General features: G+C 37.1%; 18 protein-coding genes, 2 tRNA genes and 1 pseudogene. 11 read left to right on the forward strand and 10 right to left on the reverse strand.

Annotated elements, in window-relative coordinates; all coding sequences use genetic code 11:
* Window positions 1–12 precede the first annotated feature (12 nt).
* Both H5R64_RS07200 and H5R64_RS07205 read left to right on the forward strand, forming a co-directional pair.
* Entirely contained in the window at window positions 13–858 is an 846-nt protein-coding gene (locus H5R64_RS07200) for an alpha/beta hydrolase (protein ID WP_182583172.1), read from the forward strand.
* A gap of 19 nt (window positions 859–877) precedes the next feature.
* Complete coding sequence (locus tag H5R64_RS07205) at window positions 878–1,042, forward strand: hypothetical protein (RefSeq protein WP_182581204.1); 165 nt, start codon at window positions 878–880, stop codon at window positions 1,040–1,042.
* A gap of 260 nt (window positions 1,043–1,302) precedes the next feature.
* Here H5R64_RS07205 and H5R64_RS07210 read toward each other — a convergent pair whose 3' ends face one another.
* Window positions 1,303–2,724 carry a DHA2 family efflux MFS transporter permease subunit gene (locus H5R64_RS07210; protein ID WP_231797911.1) on the reverse strand — a complete coding sequence of 474 codons (1,422 nt, stop codon included), beginning with the start codon at window positions 2,722–2,724 and terminating at the stop codon, window positions 1,303–1,305.
* Between the two features lie 129 nt (window positions 2,725–2,853).
* On the opposite strand from H5R64_RS07210, the gene H5R64_RS07215 reads away from it, so the two are divergent.
* Window positions 2,854–3,333, forward strand: a complete 480-nt coding sequence (locus H5R64_RS07215) for a nucleoside 2-deoxyribosyltransferase (RefSeq protein ID WP_182581205.1) — start codon at window positions 2,854–2,856, stop codon at window positions 3,331–3,333.
* A gap of 85 nt (window positions 3,334–3,418) precedes the next feature.
* On the opposite strand, the gene H5R64_RS07220 is transcribed toward H5R64_RS07215, so the two are convergent.
* Window positions 3,419–4,231 (reverse strand): HAD-IIB family hydrolase, encoded by an 813-nt coding sequence (locus H5R64_RS07220; protein WP_182581206.1) that lies wholly within the window; start codon window positions 4,229–4,231, stop codon window positions 3,419–3,421.
* A 93-nt stretch (window positions 4,232–4,324) separates the two neighbouring features.
* Here H5R64_RS07220 and H5R64_RS07225 point away from each other — a divergent pair.
* Window positions 4,325–4,396 (forward strand) — tRNA-Arg (locus tag H5R64_RS07225).
* Window positions 4,397–5,098: 702 nt separating this feature from the next.
* Here the strand turns inward: H5R64_RS07225 and H5R64_RS07230 are convergent.
* A complete protein-coding gene (locus H5R64_RS07230; RefSeq protein ID WP_182583174.1) occupies window positions 5,099–6,184 on the reverse strand; it encodes a hypothetical protein in 1,086 nt (361 codons plus the stop codon).
* A 248-nt stretch (window positions 6,185–6,432) separates the two neighbouring features.
* Between H5R64_RS07230 and msrB the strand changes: the two are divergent.
* Together msrB and H5R64_RS07240 are read left to right on the forward strand one after the other, a co-directional pair.
* Window positions 6,433–6,876, forward strand: a pseudogene (gene msrB, locus H5R64_RS07235) (peptide-methionine (R)-S-oxide reductase MsrB).
* Between the two features lie 340 nt (window positions 6,877–7,216).
* Entirely contained in the window at window positions 7,217–7,810 is a 594-nt protein-coding gene (locus H5R64_RS07240; RefSeq protein ID WP_182581208.1) for a site-specific integrase, read from the forward strand.
* 300 nt (window positions 7,811–8,110) lie between these two features.
* Here H5R64_RS07240 and H5R64_RS07245 read toward each other — a convergent pair whose 3' ends face one another.
* On the reverse strand, window positions 8,111–9,202 hold the full coding sequence (locus tag H5R64_RS07245) for a hypothetical protein (protein WP_182583176.1): 1,092 nt from the start codon (window positions 9,200–9,202) through the stop codon (window positions 8,111–8,113).
* Between the two features lie 174 nt (window positions 9,203–9,376).
* Here H5R64_RS07245 and H5R64_RS07250 point away from each other — a divergent pair.
* From H5R64_RS07250 to H5R64_RS07260, 3 genes are all read left to right on the forward strand, one after another.
* Window positions 9,377–9,450: transfer RNA gene (locus H5R64_RS07250), tRNA-Pro, on the forward strand.
* 79 nt (window positions 9,451–9,529) lie between these two features.
* On the forward strand, window positions 9,530–10,597 hold the full coding sequence (xerS, locus tag H5R64_RS07255; RefSeq protein WP_182581210.1) for a tyrosine recombinase XerS: 1,068 nt from the start codon (window positions 9,530–9,532) through the stop codon (window positions 10,595–10,597).
* 82 nt (window positions 10,598–10,679) lie between these two features.
* Complete coding sequence (locus H5R64_RS07260; RefSeq protein ID WP_182581211.1) at window positions 10,680–12,032, forward strand: hemolysin family protein; 1,353 nt, start codon at window positions 10,680–10,682, stop codon at window positions 12,030–12,032.
* A gap of 110 nt (window positions 12,033–12,142) precedes the next feature.
* Here the strand turns inward: H5R64_RS07260 and H5R64_RS07265 are convergent, their stop codons facing one another.
* The 5 genes from H5R64_RS07265 to H5R64_RS07285 form a co-directional block, all read right to left on the reverse strand.
* The gene (locus tag H5R64_RS07265) at window positions 12,143–13,003 is read right to left on the reverse strand and encodes an alpha/beta hydrolase (protein WP_182581212.1); all 861 of its coding nucleotides are present in this window, start codon (window positions 13,001–13,003) and stop codon (window positions 12,143–12,145) included.
* Complete coding sequence (locus H5R64_RS07270) at window positions 13,003–13,281, reverse strand: hypothetical protein (protein ID WP_182583178.1); 279 nt, start codon at window positions 13,279–13,281, stop codon at window positions 13,003–13,005. Before H5R64_RS07270 ends, H5R64_RS07265 begins: the two co-directional genes overlap by 1 nt.
* A 361-nt stretch (window positions 13,282–13,642) precedes the next feature.
* Entirely contained in the window at window positions 13,643–14,506 is an 864-nt protein-coding gene (locus H5R64_RS07275) for an aldo/keto reductase (protein ID WP_182583180.1), read from the reverse strand.
* 111 nt (window positions 14,507–14,617) lie between these two features.
* Window positions 14,618–15,478: an alpha/beta hydrolase gene (locus H5R64_RS07280; protein WP_182581215.1), complete on the reverse strand. Its 861-nt coding sequence runs from the start codon at window positions 15,476–15,478 to the stop codon at window positions 14,618–14,620.
* A gap of 57 nt (window positions 15,479–15,535) precedes the next feature.
* Entirely contained in the window at window positions 15,536–16,066 is a 531-nt protein-coding gene (locus H5R64_RS07285) for a DapH/DapD/GlmU-related protein (protein ID WP_182581216.1), read from the reverse strand.
* A 120-nt stretch (window positions 16,067–16,186) separates the two neighbouring features.
* Between H5R64_RS07285 and H5R64_RS07290 the strand changes: the two genes are divergently transcribed.
* The gene (locus tag H5R64_RS07290) at window positions 16,187–17,056 is read left to right on the forward strand and encodes a LysR family transcriptional regulator (RefSeq protein ID WP_182581217.1); all 870 of its coding nucleotides are present in this window, start codon (window positions 16,187–16,189) and stop codon (window positions 17,054–17,056) included.
* A gap of 103 nt (window positions 17,057–17,159) precedes the next feature.
* Window positions 17,160–17,480 (forward strand): carboxymuconolactone decarboxylase family protein, encoded by a 321-nt coding sequence (locus H5R64_RS07295; protein ID WP_182581218.1) that lies wholly within the window; start codon window positions 17,160–17,162, stop codon window positions 17,478–17,480.
* A gap of 228 nt (window positions 17,481–17,708) precedes the next feature.
* On the opposite strand, the gene H5R64_RS07300 is transcribed toward H5R64_RS07295, so the two are convergent.
* Window positions 17,709–19,359: LPXTG cell wall anchor domain-containing protein (locus tag H5R64_RS07300; RefSeq protein ID WP_182581219.1), on the reverse strand; the 1,651-nt coding region annotated here is incomplete at its 5' end.

A 19,359-nucleotide genomic window follows, 5' to 3' on the forward strand; every position in this document is an offset into this window, starting at 1 on the left:
GATGATTAGTTAATGCGACGGTTATTAAAAGGTTCTGCCGCAATTATCAGTATTTCACTGATCTTAGTACTAGTTATTCAGTTTGTGGTTCTGTTACCCCAGTCCAATTCCTCATTAAAACCAGATGACTACCGTTTAGATACTTATTACAGTAAGACGCCAACGATAATGATCCCTGGATGGGGTGGTAACACAACTACTTACCATCGAATGATGAACTACTTTGAAAAGAATAACTATGCACAAAAAGTAATGACTGTATGGGTATCACCGACGGGAACGGTTAAAACAAGTGGAAACTACACGCATCAACGGAATGCCCTTATTCAGGTACTGTATAATTGGGACTATAACGCTACGTATCATCCTGAAGTACACGAACTTACCCGTATTCTTCAGGTTCTACATGATCACTACCACATTAATAAGATGAATGTTATCGCTCATTCTTACGGGGGAACTGAATTCATTCATGCTTATATGGGTTCAAAGCAATTACAGCGGCAAATTCAACTTCGGAACATTATTTTTCTTGGCGTTCCCGTTGAAGAAAGCTTTGGGGTTAAAGTAAAATTTGTCCCTAATCTAAACCGTAAGTCTAAGGACAGAAACTTCCACCAATTGGAAGCGCAAATGAAAAATTGGAAGCCTAATTCAACTGTTAAGATTTTAAATATTATGGGGGGAACTGATGATGAAGTTCCCCGGATCCAATCTGAAATGCTTCAGACCCTCGTTAATGTTCACCCAGAAATTCAGTACCAACAGGTTATTGTCCCTAAAACGAATCATTTTCAACTTCATAATCGAACGGTTATCCTGAAACGGGTTGCCAAAATGTTATGGGGGAAAGGTTAATAAAAGGAGGAATGATGACATGCAAAAAGAACACGGCCAGGTTACCGGAATTATCTGGCGCGGGCCAGATGATCTTGCACTTTATCAATTAGTTAAGCAATATGCCGAAAAACATTCTCTGCCGGTTTCCGCGGCTGCCAAAGAATTAGTTAGAATTGGTCTTAAGGAAGCAATGACAAAATAAAAAGAGGTCCTCACTAAATACTTTCCCCGTTTAGAGAAAGTTAGTTGAGGACCTCTTTTTATTTATTTTTAAGGTAAAATGCCAGGCAAATCAGCAACAAAAGAACAATGATTGCCAAAGGTGGGTTTAATTTGAATAATTCATGCATTGCATGAATTTCGCCAATACCAACGGGTAGGGAAAACAAAAAGACCAACTCCTTATAAACAATAGGTGTTGGTCTTATTATCATTGTTTCAATTAAAAATTGCAATAGTACACTAGTTAACGTCCTTTGTATTCTTAGCACGGTCTTGAAGTCTGAAGGAAAGGATTAATGCAATAATAACTAGAACAATTGTAAAGTAAATTCCATAGTGGAATCCGTTAGTGAAGCGCACTGCACCATTACCACTAATGTTTGCGCGACCAAGTTCTAAGAAACTGGTTGCAAGTGCTGTTGCTAAGGCACCAACGATTTGTTGAAGGGTATTCAGAATTGTACTTCCATCAGCTGAATCTAAACCAGTTAATGAGTTTAACGCGCTTGTTTGTGAAGGGGACATAGCTAGTGGACAACCAATCATTAAAATTACGTGGGCAGCAATAATAAATGCGATTGATGAATGGTCTGAAGCACAAGCAAACATAATTGCACCAACTAAAGCAATGATGAAACCGATAATTGCGGGTTTCCGTGCTCCAATATTATCATAAAGTCGTCCTGCTAATGCAGATGTAACAGCGTTGATAATTCCACCTGGAAGCATAATAATCCCGGTTAATGCAACGGGTACCATTAAGCCATTTTGTAAGTAGTTTGGTAATAGGTACATTGCAGAGAGGATAATTCCAAAGTCAAGCATCACAAGTAATGCTCCAGTAGTAAAGGCGGATGTCTTGAATAATCTTAAATTCAAAATTGGCTCTTCAAGATGAAGTTGACGATGTACATAAAAGCCTAAAACAACAACACCGATTACCAATGCGGAAATAACTGGAACAGATAGCCAACCATCACGGCTTGATAAACTAGCACCGATAACTAAACCAGAGAAACCAACTGCTGATTCAATAATGGAAAGCCAGTCAACATGGGGCTTAGTAATGTTATTAACGTTTTCCAATGAGGTAGTTGCAAAGACCAATGCAATTGCGAGGAATGGAATAAAGAACCAGAAAATCCATCGCCATGAAAGCTTAGCAAGGATCAACCCAGTAAGTGTTGGCCCAATTGCAGGAGCAAACATAATAACTAGTGCACAGATTCCTAATACTGCGCCAAGTTTTTGCGGTGGGAAAATTTGCATTGCAACAGCAAACATTAGGGGCAAAATTAACCCTGTCCCAATTCCTTGAATCATTCGTCCAGCAAGGACAATTGGGAAACTACCTGCGCAAGCCGAAATAATCGCACCAATAATAAAGACACTCAATCCAAAAACAACAATTTGCCGGGTAGTGAACCACTTAGAAATTAAACTAGACAATGGCAAAATGATCCCAATTACAAGCATGTACCCCGTAACTAACCACTGAATTGTTGCCATATTAACGTGTAGCGACAAGATTAACTTAGGAAGTGCAATGTTAAGTGAGGTTTCACTTAGCATTCCAACAAACGCTCCCAAAAGCATGGCAACCATTGCTAATTTAGGATGATTAATCTGCTTCCGTGCAACATTATTTTGAGTATTATTCATTATTTTTTCTCACTCTCCTTTTACTCAACGATTGATTAGTCTACCAGAATTTAATTTTTTTCGTAAGCTTTTTTTTCGAATTGTATGATAAAATTGTTTTTAGCTGTTTAACATAGAGGAGGAAATTTTGTGGTTCAAAAGACAAAGACAGTTTATTTTTGTGCCGGATGGTTTACGGATAAGCAGAACAAAGCTTACCAAAACGCGATGAATGCTATTAAGGAGAATCCAACGGTTGATGTAGAGGATTCTTACGTTCCCTTAGATCACCAATACAAGGGCCTACGAGTAGATGAGCATCCTGAGTTACTCGAAGATCGTGAATGGGCAACTGCCACCTATAATGGTGACCGGGTGGGGGTTTCTACAAGTGATCTACTATTAGCGGTCTACATTCCGAATGAAGAAGATGTCGGAATGGGGGTTGAGCTTGGAATGGCTTCTGCACTTGGTAAACATATTCTTGTTGTTATTCCTGACGAAGATTGGGGGAAGCCAATTAATCTTATGAGTTGGGGAATTGGCGACCAATTTATTAAAATGTCTGAATTAGCAACTTTTGATTTTAATAAGCCAACATTTAATTTCTATGACGGGGCAGTCTACTAGTCCAATTAAAAAATAGTCTTTCCAAAATTTAGGTGGAAAAGACTATTTTTTTGCAACTCTAGTTTACATAATATATATTCAGATGTTAAATTAAGAATTGCTTCTCAATTTCATAAAGTAGGCCATCATGATTATTATCCCTGCTAGTAATTTGATCTGCGACTTGTTTTAAATCACTAGTCGCGTTTTTCATTGCAAAACCAATCCCACTTTCTTGAATCATCTCAAGATCGTTACTTGTATCACCGAATGCCACTACGTCCTTAAGAGTTCGATTAGGAAAATGGTGAATTAGTTCTTTTAATCCCGCTGCCTTATTTACACCATATGGCAAAATATCGATCCCATACGCACCGCTATAAGTTGCCTGGAGCTTCATCGGAAAAGCTTGGTTAATCTCGTTAATTACCTGATGAATGACCACTAATTCGGGGCGATGCTTAAACCAGTTCAAGTTAACGTTATAGACTGGTTCGGTAACTTGATCTAAGGATGTAAAGTATTGATGGTGAGGATAGAAAGGGACGGGAACCGCTTTAAATTGGCTATCAATAAAGGTATGGGATGCTCCTGAAAGTGAAAAGAGATTGGGTTGGTAATCTTTTTGGGCTAAAAAAGTCATCAGTTTCTGTAGGATAACGTGTGAATGAACATGACTTATTACATCTTTATCATTAATCACGATTCGTCCGCCATTTTCAGCAATAAAGGTATTTACTGGGTATTTTTCAAAGATCGTTTTCACTGCATCATAGCTATTACCGGTTGCTACAATTAAGAGGATCCCTTTGTTAAGGAGTACCTGATAGTCTTGGTTAAATCGTTGAATATCGAAATGATCGTGATCATCATATAGTGTTCCATCAATGTCAATCGCAATAAATTTTTGTGGTATCATACTACTCTCCTTCGATTAAGTAGGATTTTATCTAATATTTTATAATTACTACTTACTATTTTACTAGAAAAGGATTAAAATAAGATATGTAAGGCGCCCTTAGTGTAATGGATAGCACATGAGATTTCGGTCCTCATGATCCGAGTTCGACTCTCGGGGGGCGCATTTTTGGTAAAATATGAAGAATAACGAAAGCCAACCAGTATTGGAGGGTTTACCTCCACTGCTGATTGGCGTATGACTACTTAAGAAGTAAGTAGACTAGTACGGCGAGGACGAGAACGCCCCACCAATTAAAACGTATCTTGAAGTACAAGGTTCTTGCACCACCTATCGTTAGTTGCAATTTGGTGACCAACCAAACTAACGACTGTTATATTGTACTATCAATAACTATTCATTGACAATGAGGAATTGATAATATATTATTGTGGTGTATCTTGAAGTACAAAGGGATAAGAATTAACCAGCTTATCTGCTTGTATTCTTCTAGAGAGTCTTCCCAATGAAGGCTCTTTTTTTGTGAAGCAAAACAACAACTTAGACTTGTCGGGGAAGATTTCTGGTAAAACATAATAAGCAGAAATTTTATGTATAATAAATGCCAACCAGTAATTGGGAAGGTTACCGCCATTGCTAATTGGCTAAGTTAATGATTAACCTTTACGAAGGATAAAATCACGACAAATTGCACTGACAATCTAATATATCTGTATAAAATAATAACCCGGCTCTTCATTTGAGGTGTCGGATTTTGCTGAGAGGGCAGGTGACTGCTCCCATTTTCTTTAGAAATTATAAAAAAGGTTCATAATCACTGATTTAACATCGATTATGAACCTTTTTTATAATGAAGTAGTTAATCTTTTAGTTTAAGTAATCAAAAAACATCTTAAAGAGGAGAGGAAATAGATCTAAAAATAACCGAAAGAGTAACCACAGCTCAATTAGTTCTGGAGCAAAACAAAAGATAAGAATCACTCCAACAACAAGCACTATGATGATGGTCCTAATTCTCTTTTTAAGAGCCGCTTGTTGTTGATATGATTTAGCAGATTTAACCAGCTCAGGGGAAACCGTTAAATGCTGCTCAGTAATACTGGACTTATCAAGACTTGGCTGCTCATTATAGTCCTCCCCATTGAGATGAAAATGAGCTCCGTAAATAATATTGTAAATTTTCCATTCCGGGTTATCTTTGTTTCGTCCAAAGACAACATAATCAGTCCAGCGTTTGCGCTTAAATGAGCTATCAAAGTGTGATAAGACATTAACCTCGTTATCTGTTCCGATTACCTGAACCTTAGCAATTATCAAATCAGGCGAAATTACTTTAGCGCTAATGATCTTACCATGGTTAACTATGACATCATCGACTACCCCAGCCATTGCTTTATTTTTGATTTCTTTTTTCATTGTTACTAAGAAAGTATGCCCTAATTGTTGTTTTAAGATATCTAGGTAACCAGAATTATTAGTAAAACAACGGCGAATTGCTTCACCATAGTTAAATTGAGCTTTAGCATAGGTATCAATTAAACTCTGGCTTAATTCATCCTCTAACTTCTTTCCTTCCATTAGCTTAATATTATTCTTTTTGAGGGCAGAATTAAATGAAGAAATGGTCATATTGGGAGTTAGCATCCAATTATCTAACCCGTTAACTTTAACATTATCGTTAGTTTCCCGAATGAGCAAAATTGATTTCTTAATTACGTGATAGAGAAGATAAATTCCAATAATAAGGAGAAAGAAACGATTGTCACCCCCAGTATCACCGCTAGAGGAGCCACCAGAATAAGAACTACTTGATGATGTACCACCACTCGTCGAGCCACCACTACCGCCGCCGCTTGAACCCATTGAGGCAAAAGCAGCAGAGATGGTTAGAAGTTTTAACATAACTATTGGAAAAACTAGTTTCCAATGTTTAAGGAATTTGATAAAGATCACTTCTTTCTCTTTTTATTAATCATCCTATAACAAATCTAGCCTATTATAACACGCCATTTTAACATCAATCTGAATAAAACGGTTACAAATCCTTTTAAATACTGTAGTCACTTGATTAATGAAAAATAAAGTTCGGATAGCAACCGCTAGTACTGGTTCAGAAGCATTTTTCTCGACATTCTTCTACTAATTATGGTTACCTATAACATAAAGGAGAAATTATCAATCGAGGAGGGAGATTATATATAATGGATCAAGAAAAGAAACAAGCCGCTTTAGCCAAGCTTACGCCGACACAGTATGCAGTAACTCAAGAAGCAGCCACCGAACGCCCGTTTACAGGTAAATATGACCACTTTGATCAACCAGGAATTTATGTTGACGTGGTTAGTGGTGAGCCATTGTTCTCATCTTTAGATAAGTATGACGCTGGATGTGGTTGACCATCATTTACTAAGCCAATTGAGAAACGGGCAGTTAAAGAAAAACGTGACCAGTCTTTTGGAATGGAACGAACTGAGGTCCGGAGTAAAGATGGTGATTCACATCTTGGCCACGTCTTTACTGACGGTCCAATAGAGCGTGGGGGGTTACGGTATTGTATTAATTCTGCAGCATTAAAATTTATTCCTGCCGATCAGTTAACAGCACAAGGCTATGGAGAATACCAATCACTTTTTCAATCAAACTGATTTAGCAAGAAAGAACAAGTTCAAAGCTCTTTGAATACCTTAAACCCGATTAAATAACCTTCAATTAATAAATTAGCTCTCAGACGAAATCAAATGGACAACTACACGTCTAAATGATTTTCATTGTGTCTGAGAGCTAATTTTAGTTAAAAACTATTATTGACCTCAAAGATTGATTCAAGGAAGAAATTTATTGTAAGAGAAGTGTTATTTGTACATTATAACACTTCGTAAATGCTGATTTATCAGCATCTATTTTTTAGGGATTTGGCAGATGTGTTATAATAATGTATTATCTATAAATAACATTTAACTATAATAACCGAAATCAGGTGTGATTTTGAAGCAATTAGTACTACCAATCAAAGACTCAAACATATTATCTGAGGTTCAGGACACTTTACTAAATAATTTTAAAGCTGGGAGAAGAAACTACACGATTTTTCAAGTTGGCAAAGCAACTTTATTACGGGTCAGTGACGTTTTACGTTTAAAACAATCGGATGTTTTTGACGACTATGGTGCAATCCGGGAGCATGCCTTTATTAAGGATAAAAAGACGGGAAAGCCAAACACACTCTACCTAAAGCCCGTTGTCAGCGATCTCGCAATGTATCAACAATGGTTAAAGCGTCAACGATATGAAGGAACAACCGAATGGCTTTTTCCATCCATCACGCGACCTCAAAAGCACATTGACGAACGCCAATTTTACAATGTGATGCACCAGGTTGGTGAGTTGCTTGATATCAATTATCTTGGAACCCATACAATGCGAAAAACTGGCGCGTATCGTGTTTATGTCCAAAGTAACTATAATATTGGCTTAGTAATGAGGCTGCTAAATCATTCAAGTGAAGCAATGACGTTAGCATATTTAGGTCTGGATCAAATCAGTCGTGAGCAAATGCTTGATCAAATCGACTTTGGATAAGAAATAGTTATTCCTTAATTATTATTGTCAATTTTGCTGGACGCCGTGATATCAACAGCATCGATATAATAATATTGTTTTCATATTCCAATTATTTTATTGGACAATCTCAGAATTAAAATTAAGAAAAGCAGTTATTCAAATTTAAGTAACTGTTTTTTATTATTCGCACACGTTAGATAGATAATTGAGGGGGCTTTTTCTATTTCTGTGTCATTAAAACTATAATTTTAATGACAGGTTGATTAAAAGAAAGAGAATCCCTCTTTCTCGATTTTAGTCTTGTTAGGCTTTTGGAGCTTACTCTGTTTTATTTAATTGCGTCAATAAAATTTTTCCGGTTTCATGATTTCGATAATGATATTGATTTTTTAAGGATGGATTCTGTCCAAGACTTTTAAGAATTTTTTCAATATTCATATTTTTAGAAATCGTGTTTAATAGTAGTGCTAAATCTTTAATTTGTCGACGAGCTTTCCGTGATTTTTGTAACTGCCTTACAAATCGGATGGTATCTAGCTGTTCAATATCAGTTACTTCAACCGTGTGTAAGTAATCCTGCAAAATACCATTATCGTATGCTTTTAGTGCTTGGTTAACCTTAACTTGCTGCGATAACGCCATTGTTAAATACTTAAATGCTTCATAGACTTTTTGAGCATTATATTGTTCTAAATCGATTTCCGGGATTATTGTTTGGTCATTATCATTATCGATTGTTGGAATGCTATTAGCTGCTTTAAAGTGAATCGTCAATTGTTCGGTTAATTGAGCAAGCAGCATCAATATTAGTGCACTATTTACAGAATCTGGATTTTTTTCGATTGGAACGAATCCATTTTTAAATTCTTCGTTTGGCCAAACTGCTTTACCAGTTTTTAGGTTAATTACATAATTACTTAAGGGATTCCACCCTGGATATTTATTCCAGATTTTCTTGTTTAAACGAATAGAATTAGCAGTCGCACTTGCCTTATCTAACTCTTTCCACCGCCGAATATTCTCATCGGTTAAATCTTTAATGAATTTGCTCTTAGAGGTACTAAAGAAGAAACGTCCCTCCTTAGTATCAATAGCAATTGCATAGTACTTACCATTATTTAGCTTAATTGGGCAACTATAGTTACTATCCTTTGTCTGAGGATCACTAGTCGTAGAAGCCAATTCAATACTTGCATAGTTATCCTTATCTACATCATAAACATAGAAACGTTCAATATTTTTACTAGTAAATAAATTCGGATAGTCGCTTACTAGTTTTGGCAAAATAGCCGTTAATTCAGTAATCCTTTCCCATTGGTAGTGATTTTTCTTCTTACGTGTAAAATGAGATTCTGTTGTCCAATAATAATTATTGCCTTTAATAGATTTATATACTAATTCAACACTCATTTCTCCATCACCCTTTCCAGAACATCCGTTTGCAACATAATTTTAACAAATATTGCGCTAGGTGAGTAATAGTATTCAGAAAATCCCCCTCCCCTCACCTTTTTTAAAAAAGTACTTTACTAATTAGTAAAGTATTTGATATAATAATATGTGTTGTGCGATACAACCCGTCAACGGGAAATAGCTCAGCTTGGTAGAGCACCTGGTTTGGGACCAGGGGGTCGCAGGTTCGAATCCTGTTTTCCCGATAATTATTAAAAGTCACCTCGATTGGGTGGCTTTTTTCTTTATAAGAAAATAACAGAATAAAAATCTGGAGTGAATACGATGGAATCAGACAAATACTTAAAATTAATCCAACAGGAACTAAAACGTCTTCCTAAATACGTTAATGATTATTATTTAGGTACCAATCACGCAGTCACAACAACTTACCAGTATTTAACAGAGATTCGCCGCTTCTTTGAATGGCTCCGGCAAAGTGGGCTCAGTGAAGCTAAAACTAATTTAGATCTTTCAACCACTGAACTATCAAAACTGCGTCGTAGCGATATTATGCTGTATATTGATTATCTTCGGCACACAAGCAACTCTCAAGGACACTTAAACTCACCAACCTCAATTAATCGGTCAATCAACGCCCTTCGTTCTCTTTTTAAGTATTTAACTGTAACAGCAGATGTTAACGATGGCGAACCGTACTTCTACCGGAATGTTATGCTTAAGATTGACTCTTTAAATGATACGAAAACCTTAAATTACCGGGCACATACTCTTGCCTCCCACATGTATCGTGGACAAATGAAGTTTGATTTTATTGAATTTATCAAAAATAAGTACCCTAAGATGTGTGATAAACGTGCTCTTCCAGCTTATAAAGAAAATGCTGAACGAGATATCGCCATTATCACTTTGATTCTTGGGACAGGTGTTCGGGTTTCAGAAGCTGCCAATACCGATCTAGGTGATCTTAACCTAAAGCAGCACCTGCTTGATGTTATTCGCAAAGGTGGACAAAAAGATTCAGTGCCAATTGCACCATGGGCAATTCAATATATCAAAAATTACCTAGAAATCCGGGCCAAACGTTATCACGCCCTAAAAAAGGATACCGCTCTCTTCTTAACCGTATATCACGGTGAAACTCGACGAATGACAGCAAACGCAATTGAAAAAATGGTTAAGAAATACTCAACTGCCTTTGGTCACCCATTAACACCCCATAAACTTCGCCATACTCTCGCTTCTGAAATGTACAACGTTACAAAGGATCAGGTTTTGGTTGCCCAACAACTTGGCCAAAAAGGAACCTCTGCAACCGACCTTTATACTCACGTTGATCAAAAGAAACAACGAGCGGCCCTTGATGAAATTAGTAATCATCCAGAAAAGTAAGGAAGATGTTGGCGGCCTATGAAAAGACTGCTAAAATAGAGTTTGAATATAATAAACTAAAGGCTTAGGTGAGATTTAAAAGATGAATGGATTAATGAATTCATATTGGTTTCAACTGATAGTTATCATTTTGATTTTATTGCTAGCAGCCCTCTTTACGCTGCTTGAATACTCTGTTGTTAAGGTTCGACCGAGCGAACTAAAGGAACTTCAACAAACGAAAAAGGTTAAGCGCGCCGAGCATATGGTTAATAACCTAAACGAATACCTTTCTACAGCTCAGGTGGGGGTTACAATGACGTCACTGGTATTAGGGTGGATTGGTGATGAATTTATTACTAACCTCCTATTGAAAATCATGGTTATTCCAGATGACGTTCGGGAAGTAATTGCTCCTATTTGTGGTGTTTTAATTTTTACGTTTTTCCATGCTGTATTTACCGATTTAGTTCCCAAAAACATGGCAATTGACCGTCCAGTTCCGATTTTAATGGCAATTGTTCACCCTATTCAATTTTTCCACACAATCTTTTACCCATTCGTATGGTTATTCGCGGTGGTAGCCGCCCAAATTACTAAATTACTTGGGTATAATGTTCAACCAGAAGAAGATACTTATTCTCAAAATGAAATCATGACCCTTTCCCAGCAGTCAGAAAAAGCCGGTGAAATGGACAAAGAAGATGTTATCTTCATGCAACGGGCTTTTGAAATGAACGATAAGGTTGCGGAAGATATCATGGTTGACCGAACCCAACTGGCTGTTATCGATATTACCGCGTCAATTGCTGATGCTGCACAACTATACTTTGAAAAGAAATTTACCCGGTTCCCTGTTGTTGCAAACAACGATAAGGATCACATTCTTGGATATGTCTTTGCTTATGATATTATGCGGCAAAACCAAATCAATCCTCAGCAATCAATTCGGACAATTATGCGGAAGATTCCAATTGTTTATGAAAATGAACAAATTACCAAGGTCCTTCAAGAAATGATTAAAAAGCAGGTTCCAATTGTTGTTGTTCAGGATGAATATGGTGGTACCTCAGGAATCATTACTGATAAGGATATTTACGAAGAACTCTTTGGAACTGTCGGTGAAGAAATTGACCATGCAACTTCTGATATGATTGAAAAGAAGGATCCTGATAGTAAAGGTAACCCAACATATGAGGTTTCAGGCAAAATGCCTCTTGATGACTTTGAACGGTATTTCCATACCAAGATCGAACAATTTGAAAACTCAGAAGTAACAACCCTTACTGGTTTCTTCCTTGAGCGTCAATATGACTTAAAGGTTGGCCAACCAATTAGAGTTGATAACTTCTCCTTCATTCCGCTTGATTTACAAAATGCTTACGTAAATAAATTTAAGGTCATTTACATCAAACCGAAGAAAAATAAGGATCAATCTAAACAAGATGACAAATAAATAAAAACAAGTAGAGGATAATTGAACAAATCAATTATCCTCTACTTGTTTTTACTTTTTAAATTTGAAAAATACAATAATAAAAAGACCGGTCTCTTTATTAATTTCATTTACTTTTTTCGTTGCCACAAGAACTTAATCAAAGCCTGATTAACTTGCTTATTATCATGAAGCTTTGAATGTTGAGCGTTTTTACCAGTCACTTTTAATTCGGTATAAGATTTAGCACGAGATGCGACTAAGTACTGAAGTGACCGTGATGAAGCATTAGTAACTCGTCCATCTGTATGGTTCCCAATATCACCATAGATATTAAGGACAGCCACTTGTCCCTTTGGATAAGCTTTACGGGCCGCAGTCATCTGTTTATACGTTGCATTCATATAGTTAGGTTTCCCAGCAGAATTCAACTTCATTCCCGCAGGTTGTGCAATATCTTCAGGAATACCAGCTAGCGTTAAGCCACCAAAATGACCAGCAATATCAACTTGCTTTTCAAGCTTTGGCATCTCTTTATTTTGCCCATTGCGAAGCATGTAGTAAATAATCGAAATATTACCTAGTGAGTGACCAACCATGTTGATCTTATTAACGCCATAGCGTTCTTTAAGCATCTTAACGACGTTGGTGGCATATTCCCCATGTTTGTTAAAGTCTAATTGCCGATTATTTTCATAGTTAACTTCAACGATCGGATTAATCGCTCCCCGATGCATATTACCATGAAGCGTAACTTTACCATTATTAGTAACGTCTGCTCGAATAACCGTATTTGTTACTCCAGCACGTTTAGCCGCATTAACCATTCCTGTTTCAGCACGGTAACTGCTTCCGCCGCCATGGAAAAAGAGCGTTGCAGTAGTTGAATGAACGAATCGGTTGTTTTTCTGGGTACGATAAACTGCTCCACCAATAATTGCCGCTAAGACAACCAGAATCGCAAGAGCCGTTCCAACTGAACTTTTCTTCATTATTTAATATAACCTCTTTTCGTAAATGCGGAGCTTAGAAGCTTTGCCTGAACAGTTTCAAGTTGATCATCATCATTAATATGCCTATTAACAAGCCGTTCATTAGCTTGGATATCCAACACCAAAAAATCGTGGATCATCGAAACCTTCATTCCCGCATGACGGAGGTGCTGAATTGTCATTGTAATTGCTAACTCTTCAACCTTTGCGGCTGATAAAGATGCTGGCGCAACTTCAACAACACCCTGATAATAGCCAGTCATAAATACTTTATTCATCAGTCAACACCTTCCCTATTATTTTCAATATTAATTATATGCTTCATTTTCAGGAGCGACAAGAAAAATATATCGTTAGTTTACACCGAATGATAATTATGTAAACTACTTTAAGCATCGAACTTATTTTCACTATCAATCCACAACAAGCAAGTATGGGAAAATAATATTTTCCGTTAATCCACGACATTCTATATCTCCTACTAGGTTATGTTGATAATGTTGTATTCTCACGTACCAATCAAGAATTTTCAAGATTTAAAATGAAAAGAGGCTGGAGATAACTTACCAACCTCAGATTATTTAATTGCTTCCTCATACAAGGGTACTTCGGCATTGATGGATACCTGTATGAGGCGATTTACATTTTACCACCGTATACAGGAAAAACATCGGCATCCCCATAATCCAGTGGCTTTACTCGCCGCAAGAGATCCATATCTTCTTCAGAGATTTCAAAATTAATCTCCGTATTCTCTTTCATATGGTACGGATTAGCTGTTTTAGGCAAGACAATCATTCCTAGTTGCCAGTCATAACGAATACACAACTGCGGTACAGAAACATGGTACTTCTTAGCAACCTTTTCGATTACCGGGTTATCTAGTGCCGCTCCATGAGCAACTGGTGAATAAGCTTCAACCGCAATTTGATGTTTCCGTGCAAAGTCGAGCAAATTAAATGGTGTGTGTCCAATATGAGCTAAAACCTGGTCGACTGCTGGGATAGTATTACTATTCTTAATAATATTTTCTAAGTCTGATTGATTAAAATTAGAAACACCAATTGTCCGAATCTTTCCTTCGCTTACTGCATCTTCCATTGCTTGCCAAGCAGCTAAATTTCCTTCTAAATAACGATTATCAGATTGATTAACTTCTTTCCATGGCTGTGGGCTATGGATGACCATCATGTCAATATAATCAAGCCCCATTTTTTTAAGCGTTTCATCGATTGACTTCTTGGTTGTCGCATAATCTTTATGTTCAGCAGCCACTTTAGAAGTAACAAACATCTGATTGCGAGGAAGATTGGCAGTTCGTACCCCCTCACCCACGCCACGCTCATTTCCATAAGCTTGTGCTGTATCAATATGGCGGTAACCGAGTTTAATTGCTGTCCGAACCGCATCAGCGACTTTATGATCATCAATCATCCACGTTCCTAGTGCAAACCGAGGGATTTTTATACCGCTGTTTAACGTGATGGTTTCGTCTAAAATCATTTTCCTCCGTCCTTTCTTTTTGACATTCCTGTTATAAATTATTGTCGTTTCTTTTTAAGGGAATGTAAAACATAATGCCTTACAAATGAAGCTTTAACTTCTCATAATTTCTTACTTTTTCCAAAGAAAATTAATTATGAGATGGTTTACTTGCGAGTTATTATGTAACCTACTATGCTGGGCTTTTTTACCATGAATTTCAACTTCATGATATGACTTTGCCCGTCCAGCAACTAAATACTTTAACGATTTGGCTGAATTAACAGGAACGTCTTCATCTGAATGACTGCCATCACCAATATCACCATAAATATTAAGGACAGCAGTATTACGAGGAAAAGTTTGTCGGAGATTTAATAATTCCTTATAAGAAGAATCCATTTTATCTGGTTTACCCGTTTGCTCATCAATCTTTGCATCTTTAACGTTTTTTTGACCAACTAAGCCATTATAATGTCCAGCAATCGCAACTAGGTGGTCAACATTGGGAAGACGCTTATTGTTTACGTTATCGTTAATGTAATTGATAATTTCCAGATTTCCCATCGAATGGCCGACTAAGTTAATCCGCTGATAGTGATGTTGCTTCTGTAGGGCAAGAATAACGTTCTTAACGTAATTAGCACCATGGTGATAACCTTGAGTATAGTTGTCTTGGTAGCCAGCAAGTTTGTTATCTTCTAGGTTAACTTCCACGATGGGGTTAACCGCGTTCTTTGGAATTTGGTGGTTAAAAGTAACTCTACCCTTTTTATCAACATTTGCTCGGACGATCGTTTTAGTAACCCCTGCGTTTCGTGCTGCGTTTGCCATTGCTTCTTCAGCATGGGAACTGCTTCCCCAGCCATGGACAAAAATCGTTGGCGTGTTAGCTTGAACATAGTGAGTTACTGCATGAGCACGTTGGTTAAAACTAATCATCCCTAATAAAAGAACAATTATCCCTAGCAAATAACTAAAATACCTTTTCATTTATTTCTCCTTTTTAAAGGCGTCTTGAAAGAAGGGAATCTTATCAACCATGAGATCTTAATCCTCTCCAATCTTCTTAATTCCTTTTGCTGGAACTCCCGCAACTACCATATTATCTGGGACATTTTTAGTAACTACCGCCCCTGCAGCAACAACGGCATTCTTACCTACTGTTACACCAGGAAGAATAGTTGCGTTAGCTCCAATCCAAGCATTCTCCTTAATCCTGACGGGTTTTAGTTCCAGTCCGCGACGTTTTGCTGGATTAAGGGGATGATTTACCGAAATTATCGTCACGTTGGGAGCAATTAAAACTTTATCTTCAATGACAATTCCCCCAAGATCAGTAAACATGGCTCCACTATTAATAAAAACTTCCTTACCAATTTTTAGGTTAGCCCCATAATCACTCCTGATTGGCAAGCGAATTTCTACTGAGGAATCCAGTTGATGCCCAGTAATGTTACTAATAACTTGGCGAATTTCAGCTTGTGATGCTGGCCGACTATTTAACTCTTGGAAGAGCTCCTGATTTTTTAAGGCTATTCTTGTTATTTCTTTTAGTTCATTTTTATTTAATTGATTCATGAATATCCTCCTTTATCATAAAAATTATTGTTTATATTCTAAGGGCTTTTTATAATAATGTTAAATACCTATATTTGATGAATTACTATTACTAAAAAGCATAGAATGGGAGAGATAAAAATGGAAGTTAGGGTACTCAGATACTTTATTGAAGTTGTTAATGAAGGAAATATTTCAAATGCCGCTAAACACCTTCATATCTCTCAACCAACATTATCTCGACAATTAATGAATTTAGAAGACGAACTCGGAATTACCCTCTTTGAACGTGGACACCAGCAAATTAAGTTAACCCAGCAAGGGTATTATTTATACGATCATGCACAAGAAATTACGAGACTAGTGGATAAAACAGAAAATAACCTCAAATCACAAAAGTTAATCAGTGGAACGCTGGAAATTGGTGCCGGCGAAAGTATTGCTCTTCAAGATATTATGAGTGTAGTTGCTAAAATTATCCGGAAGTACTCGACTGTTAAAATAAACTTAGTAAGTGGTGACAGCAATTTCATTTGCCAACGTTTAAACGATGGTTCCCTTGATTTTGGAATTGTGATGGGCAAAGAGAAGTTGAATGATTACTATTCGATTAACCTAAGTGAAAAGAATATCTGGGGAGTTCTCGTCCGCCAAGATCTTCCACTGGCATGTAAAGAAGTAATCACCCCAGATGATCTTATTGGTACCCCAATTATTATCTCTTCACAGTCAAAGTATCAGGATACTTTCCGTGACTGGGCTGGAAGTAAAATTGATCAGTTTAATATCATTGGTGAGTATAATTTAATTTTTAATGCTCGCCTTCTTACTGAAACTGGCGCTTGTATTGCATTAACCTATCAAGATCTAATAAATACTACTGGTACTAATCTTGTTTTTCGCCCTCTGACACCAGTAGTAGCTGATCAAAACAACCTAATTTGGAATAAGAACAGACAATTATCAAATGTTGCCCAAATTTTCTTAGACTTGATTAAAACAAATCACTAGGTCTGCTTTGTCATTCACTTTTTGCATTAATATCTACTTAATATTGGTATTTCATCTTTTCTTCATCTGGCCTTATAGTAATGATAAGAAAGGATGATTTTTAATGGTTAAAAAACAAACCGCTGGTCGCGATCAACTGGGTACCTTTGCACCAAAATTTGCTGAATTAAATGATGATGTCCTCTTCGGGCAGATTTGGTCTCGAGAGAAAGAATTAAGTCCTCGCGATCGAAGTCTAATTACCGTTACTGCCCTAATTGCTAAGGGTGCCTTTGAACAGCTCCCCTACCATATGCGAACCGCTAAAAATAATGGGATTACGAAAGACGAAATTGCTGAAGTGATTACTCACCTCGCCTTCTATCTAGGCTGGCCGAATTCTTGGTCAGCATTTAACATCGCTAAAAAAGTGTGGGATGATTAAAAAGCTAGAAAATAGTCATTATAAAATTTTGACTATTTTCTAGCTTTTTCTATTTTTTATATAAATTTAGTATAAATGGATACCATTATCAGTACAAAAGGACTAATAATGATCCTCTCAATACCAGTTAAGGAATGCAAAAAAGGCTTCACAGCAAATTACTGTGAAGTCTTTTAAACTGAGTGATTTATATTTACTTAATTATTAAGGGAAGATTATCAATCTATTTTAATCGTTCTTTTTCTTCAAACCACCTAAGCCGAGCATTGCAGTCAAACTAGCAAGACCTAATCCAGCAATTGCTGCGGTGTTGTTCTTAGTGTTACCAGTTTGTGGTAATGCTTGCTTGTTACTATGGTTATTATCATTAGCAACAGTCGTTGTTTGAACATTCAAGCCGTTGCCGTTATTACCAGTAGTAACAACCTTATTTGGTAAGTCACTCTTGTTCTTATTACCTTCAACAGTGCCTGGAACAACATTCTTTGATGTATTATCAGTTGGTTGATCTTCTTGTGGTTTGTTCTGGTCGGTATCTTTCGTTGGGGTAGCTGGTTGACTTGGTGTTGGAGCATCCTTCCAATCTACGTTGAATGAAACATCCAGTGGAACAGTTAACGTATATGCCGGAATTTCATATGGATTTTCCTTGATTGCTGTCATTAACTTATTAAGCAAATCAGTCGATTCTGTTTCATAGGTAGGGTCATAAGCTATGACAGCACTTGAAAGGTATGGAATACGTCCATAATGGGTTGGTAACTCTTGACTAGCCCCCGTTTCTGCATATGTGTATGTACCCTTAAGAGCATCAACTAAAGAAGTTGCCTTATAAGATACTGGTTCCCAGCTATTTCCGTTAACGTTTTGACGCATAGTTTGTTCACTGTTGGTCTTGTAATAATAATCATTGTTTCCAGATTCGTCATTGAAGTGAACATCAAGCTCTTGCCACGTATTAGTCATATATGAAACGCGGAAAATAACATCTAACGGAAGGTTAAGGGTATAGGCTGGAATATCATACGGATCCTTCTCTATTTGTGCAGTTAATTGATTAAGTAATGCTGTTGCCTCAGCATCATAAGCTTCACTACCCCTCACGAATACTGCGGAGATAAATGGCGTATAACCCTTAAACTCTGGTAATCCTTGAGTAATATACCCAGTTTGCGCATTTCTGTAACTTCCACCTAAAGAAGTACTTAATGGAGTGGCATCATAAGAAACAGGAGTCCAAGTCTTACCATTATCACTTGACTCAATATTTCTATACGATGTCTTGTAATAGTACGCATTTTGGTCATTGATTTGAATATTACCAACGCTAAGTGGGAATTGAACATCAAATTGTTGTCCCACTTGTTCGGTCACTGGGACTGGAACGTTTTTCTTATAAGTAACTTTATAGTCATACGAAATAAAGTTAGGTTGGATCTTAGGAAAAACTAAGGTTAAGTGACCATCGGTATCGTCAATTGTAGCCATTGGAGTTCCGTAGAAAGGAGAATCTGATGTTACTTCAGGAGTGTATCCATCAATTGAAGGTAACTCAATACTGTTAAAAGAAAGATTTGCTACATCTGCTTCCGTTGGTCCAGATCCGTTACCATTCACTGTTAACTTTTGTTGTTTACTAACAGTTTTACCATCCGGGGTTTCAATTGTTACGTCTGCACTATAAAAGTAAGTCATAGTAGGAGCCGGTGCTACCACGCTTCCTCCTTGGGAAGCTGGCGTTACCGGATCACTCTTGTATGAGGTTGCTGGAGTATTAACATCTACAGGCTTTGTCACTTGTGATGATGTAGGAGCCGGTGCTACTGCGCTTCCTCCTTGGGAAGCTGGCGTTACCGGATCACTCTTGTATGAGGTTGCT

The sequence above is a fragment of the Limosilactobacillus fastidiosus genome (genome assembly GCF_014145505.1).
Lineage (GTDB): Bacteria > Bacillota > Bacilli > Lactobacillales > Lactobacillaceae > Limosilactobacillus > Limosilactobacillus fastidiosus.

Coding starts and splice junctions, on each gene's coding strand:
- H5R64_RS07210 (WP_231797911.1), bottom strand. CDS start 2,724: ATGAATAATACTCAAAATAATGTTGCACGGAAGCAGATTAATCATCCT.
- H5R64_RS07270 (WP_182583178.1), bottom strand. CDS start 13,281: ATGAATAAAGTATTTATGACTGGCTATTATCAGGGTGTTGTTGAAGTT.
- H5R64_RS07260 (WP_182581211.1), top strand. CDS start 10,680: ATGAATGGATTAATGAATTCATATTGGTTTCAACTGATAGTTATCATT.
- H5R64_RS07285 (WP_182581216.1), bottom strand. CDS start 16,066: ATGAATCAATTAAATAAAAATGAACTAAAAGAAATAACAAGAATAGCC.
- H5R64_RS07265 (WP_182581212.1), bottom strand. CDS start 13,003: ATGAAGAAAAGTTCAGTTGGAACGGCTCTTGCGATTCTGGTTGTCTTA.
- H5R64_RS07290 (WP_182581217.1), top strand. CDS start 16,187: ATGGAAGTTAGGGTACTCAGATACTTTATTGAAGTTGTTAATGAAGGA.
- H5R64_RS07200 (WP_182583172.1), top strand. CDS start 13: ATGCGACGGTTATTAAAAGGTTCTGCCGCAATTATCAGTATTTCACTG.
- H5R64_RS07245 (WP_182583176.1), bottom strand. CDS start 9,202: ATGAGTGTTGAATTAGTATATAAATCTATTAAAGGCAATAATTATTAT.
- H5R64_RS07295 (WP_182581218.1), top strand. CDS start 17,160: ATGGTTAAAAAACAAACCGCTGGTCGCGATCAACTGGGTACCTTTGCA.
- H5R64_RS07280 (WP_182581215.1), bottom strand. CDS start 15,478: ATGAAAAGGTATTTTAGTTATTTGCTAGGGATAATTGTTCTTTTATTA.
- xerS (WP_182581210.1), top strand. CDS start 9,530: ATGGAATCAGACAAATACTTAAAATTAATCCAACAGGAACTAAAACGT.
- H5R64_RS07275 (WP_182583180.1), bottom strand. CDS start 14,506: ATGATTTTAGACGAAACCATCACGTTAAACAGCGGTATAAAAATCCCT.
- H5R64_RS07205 (WP_182581204.1), top strand. CDS start 878: ATGCAAAAAGAACACGGCCAGGTTACCGGAATTATCTGGCGCGGGCCA.
- H5R64_RS07220 (WP_182581206.1), bottom strand. CDS start 4,231: ATGATACCACAAAAATTTATTGCGATTGACATTGATGGAACACTATAT.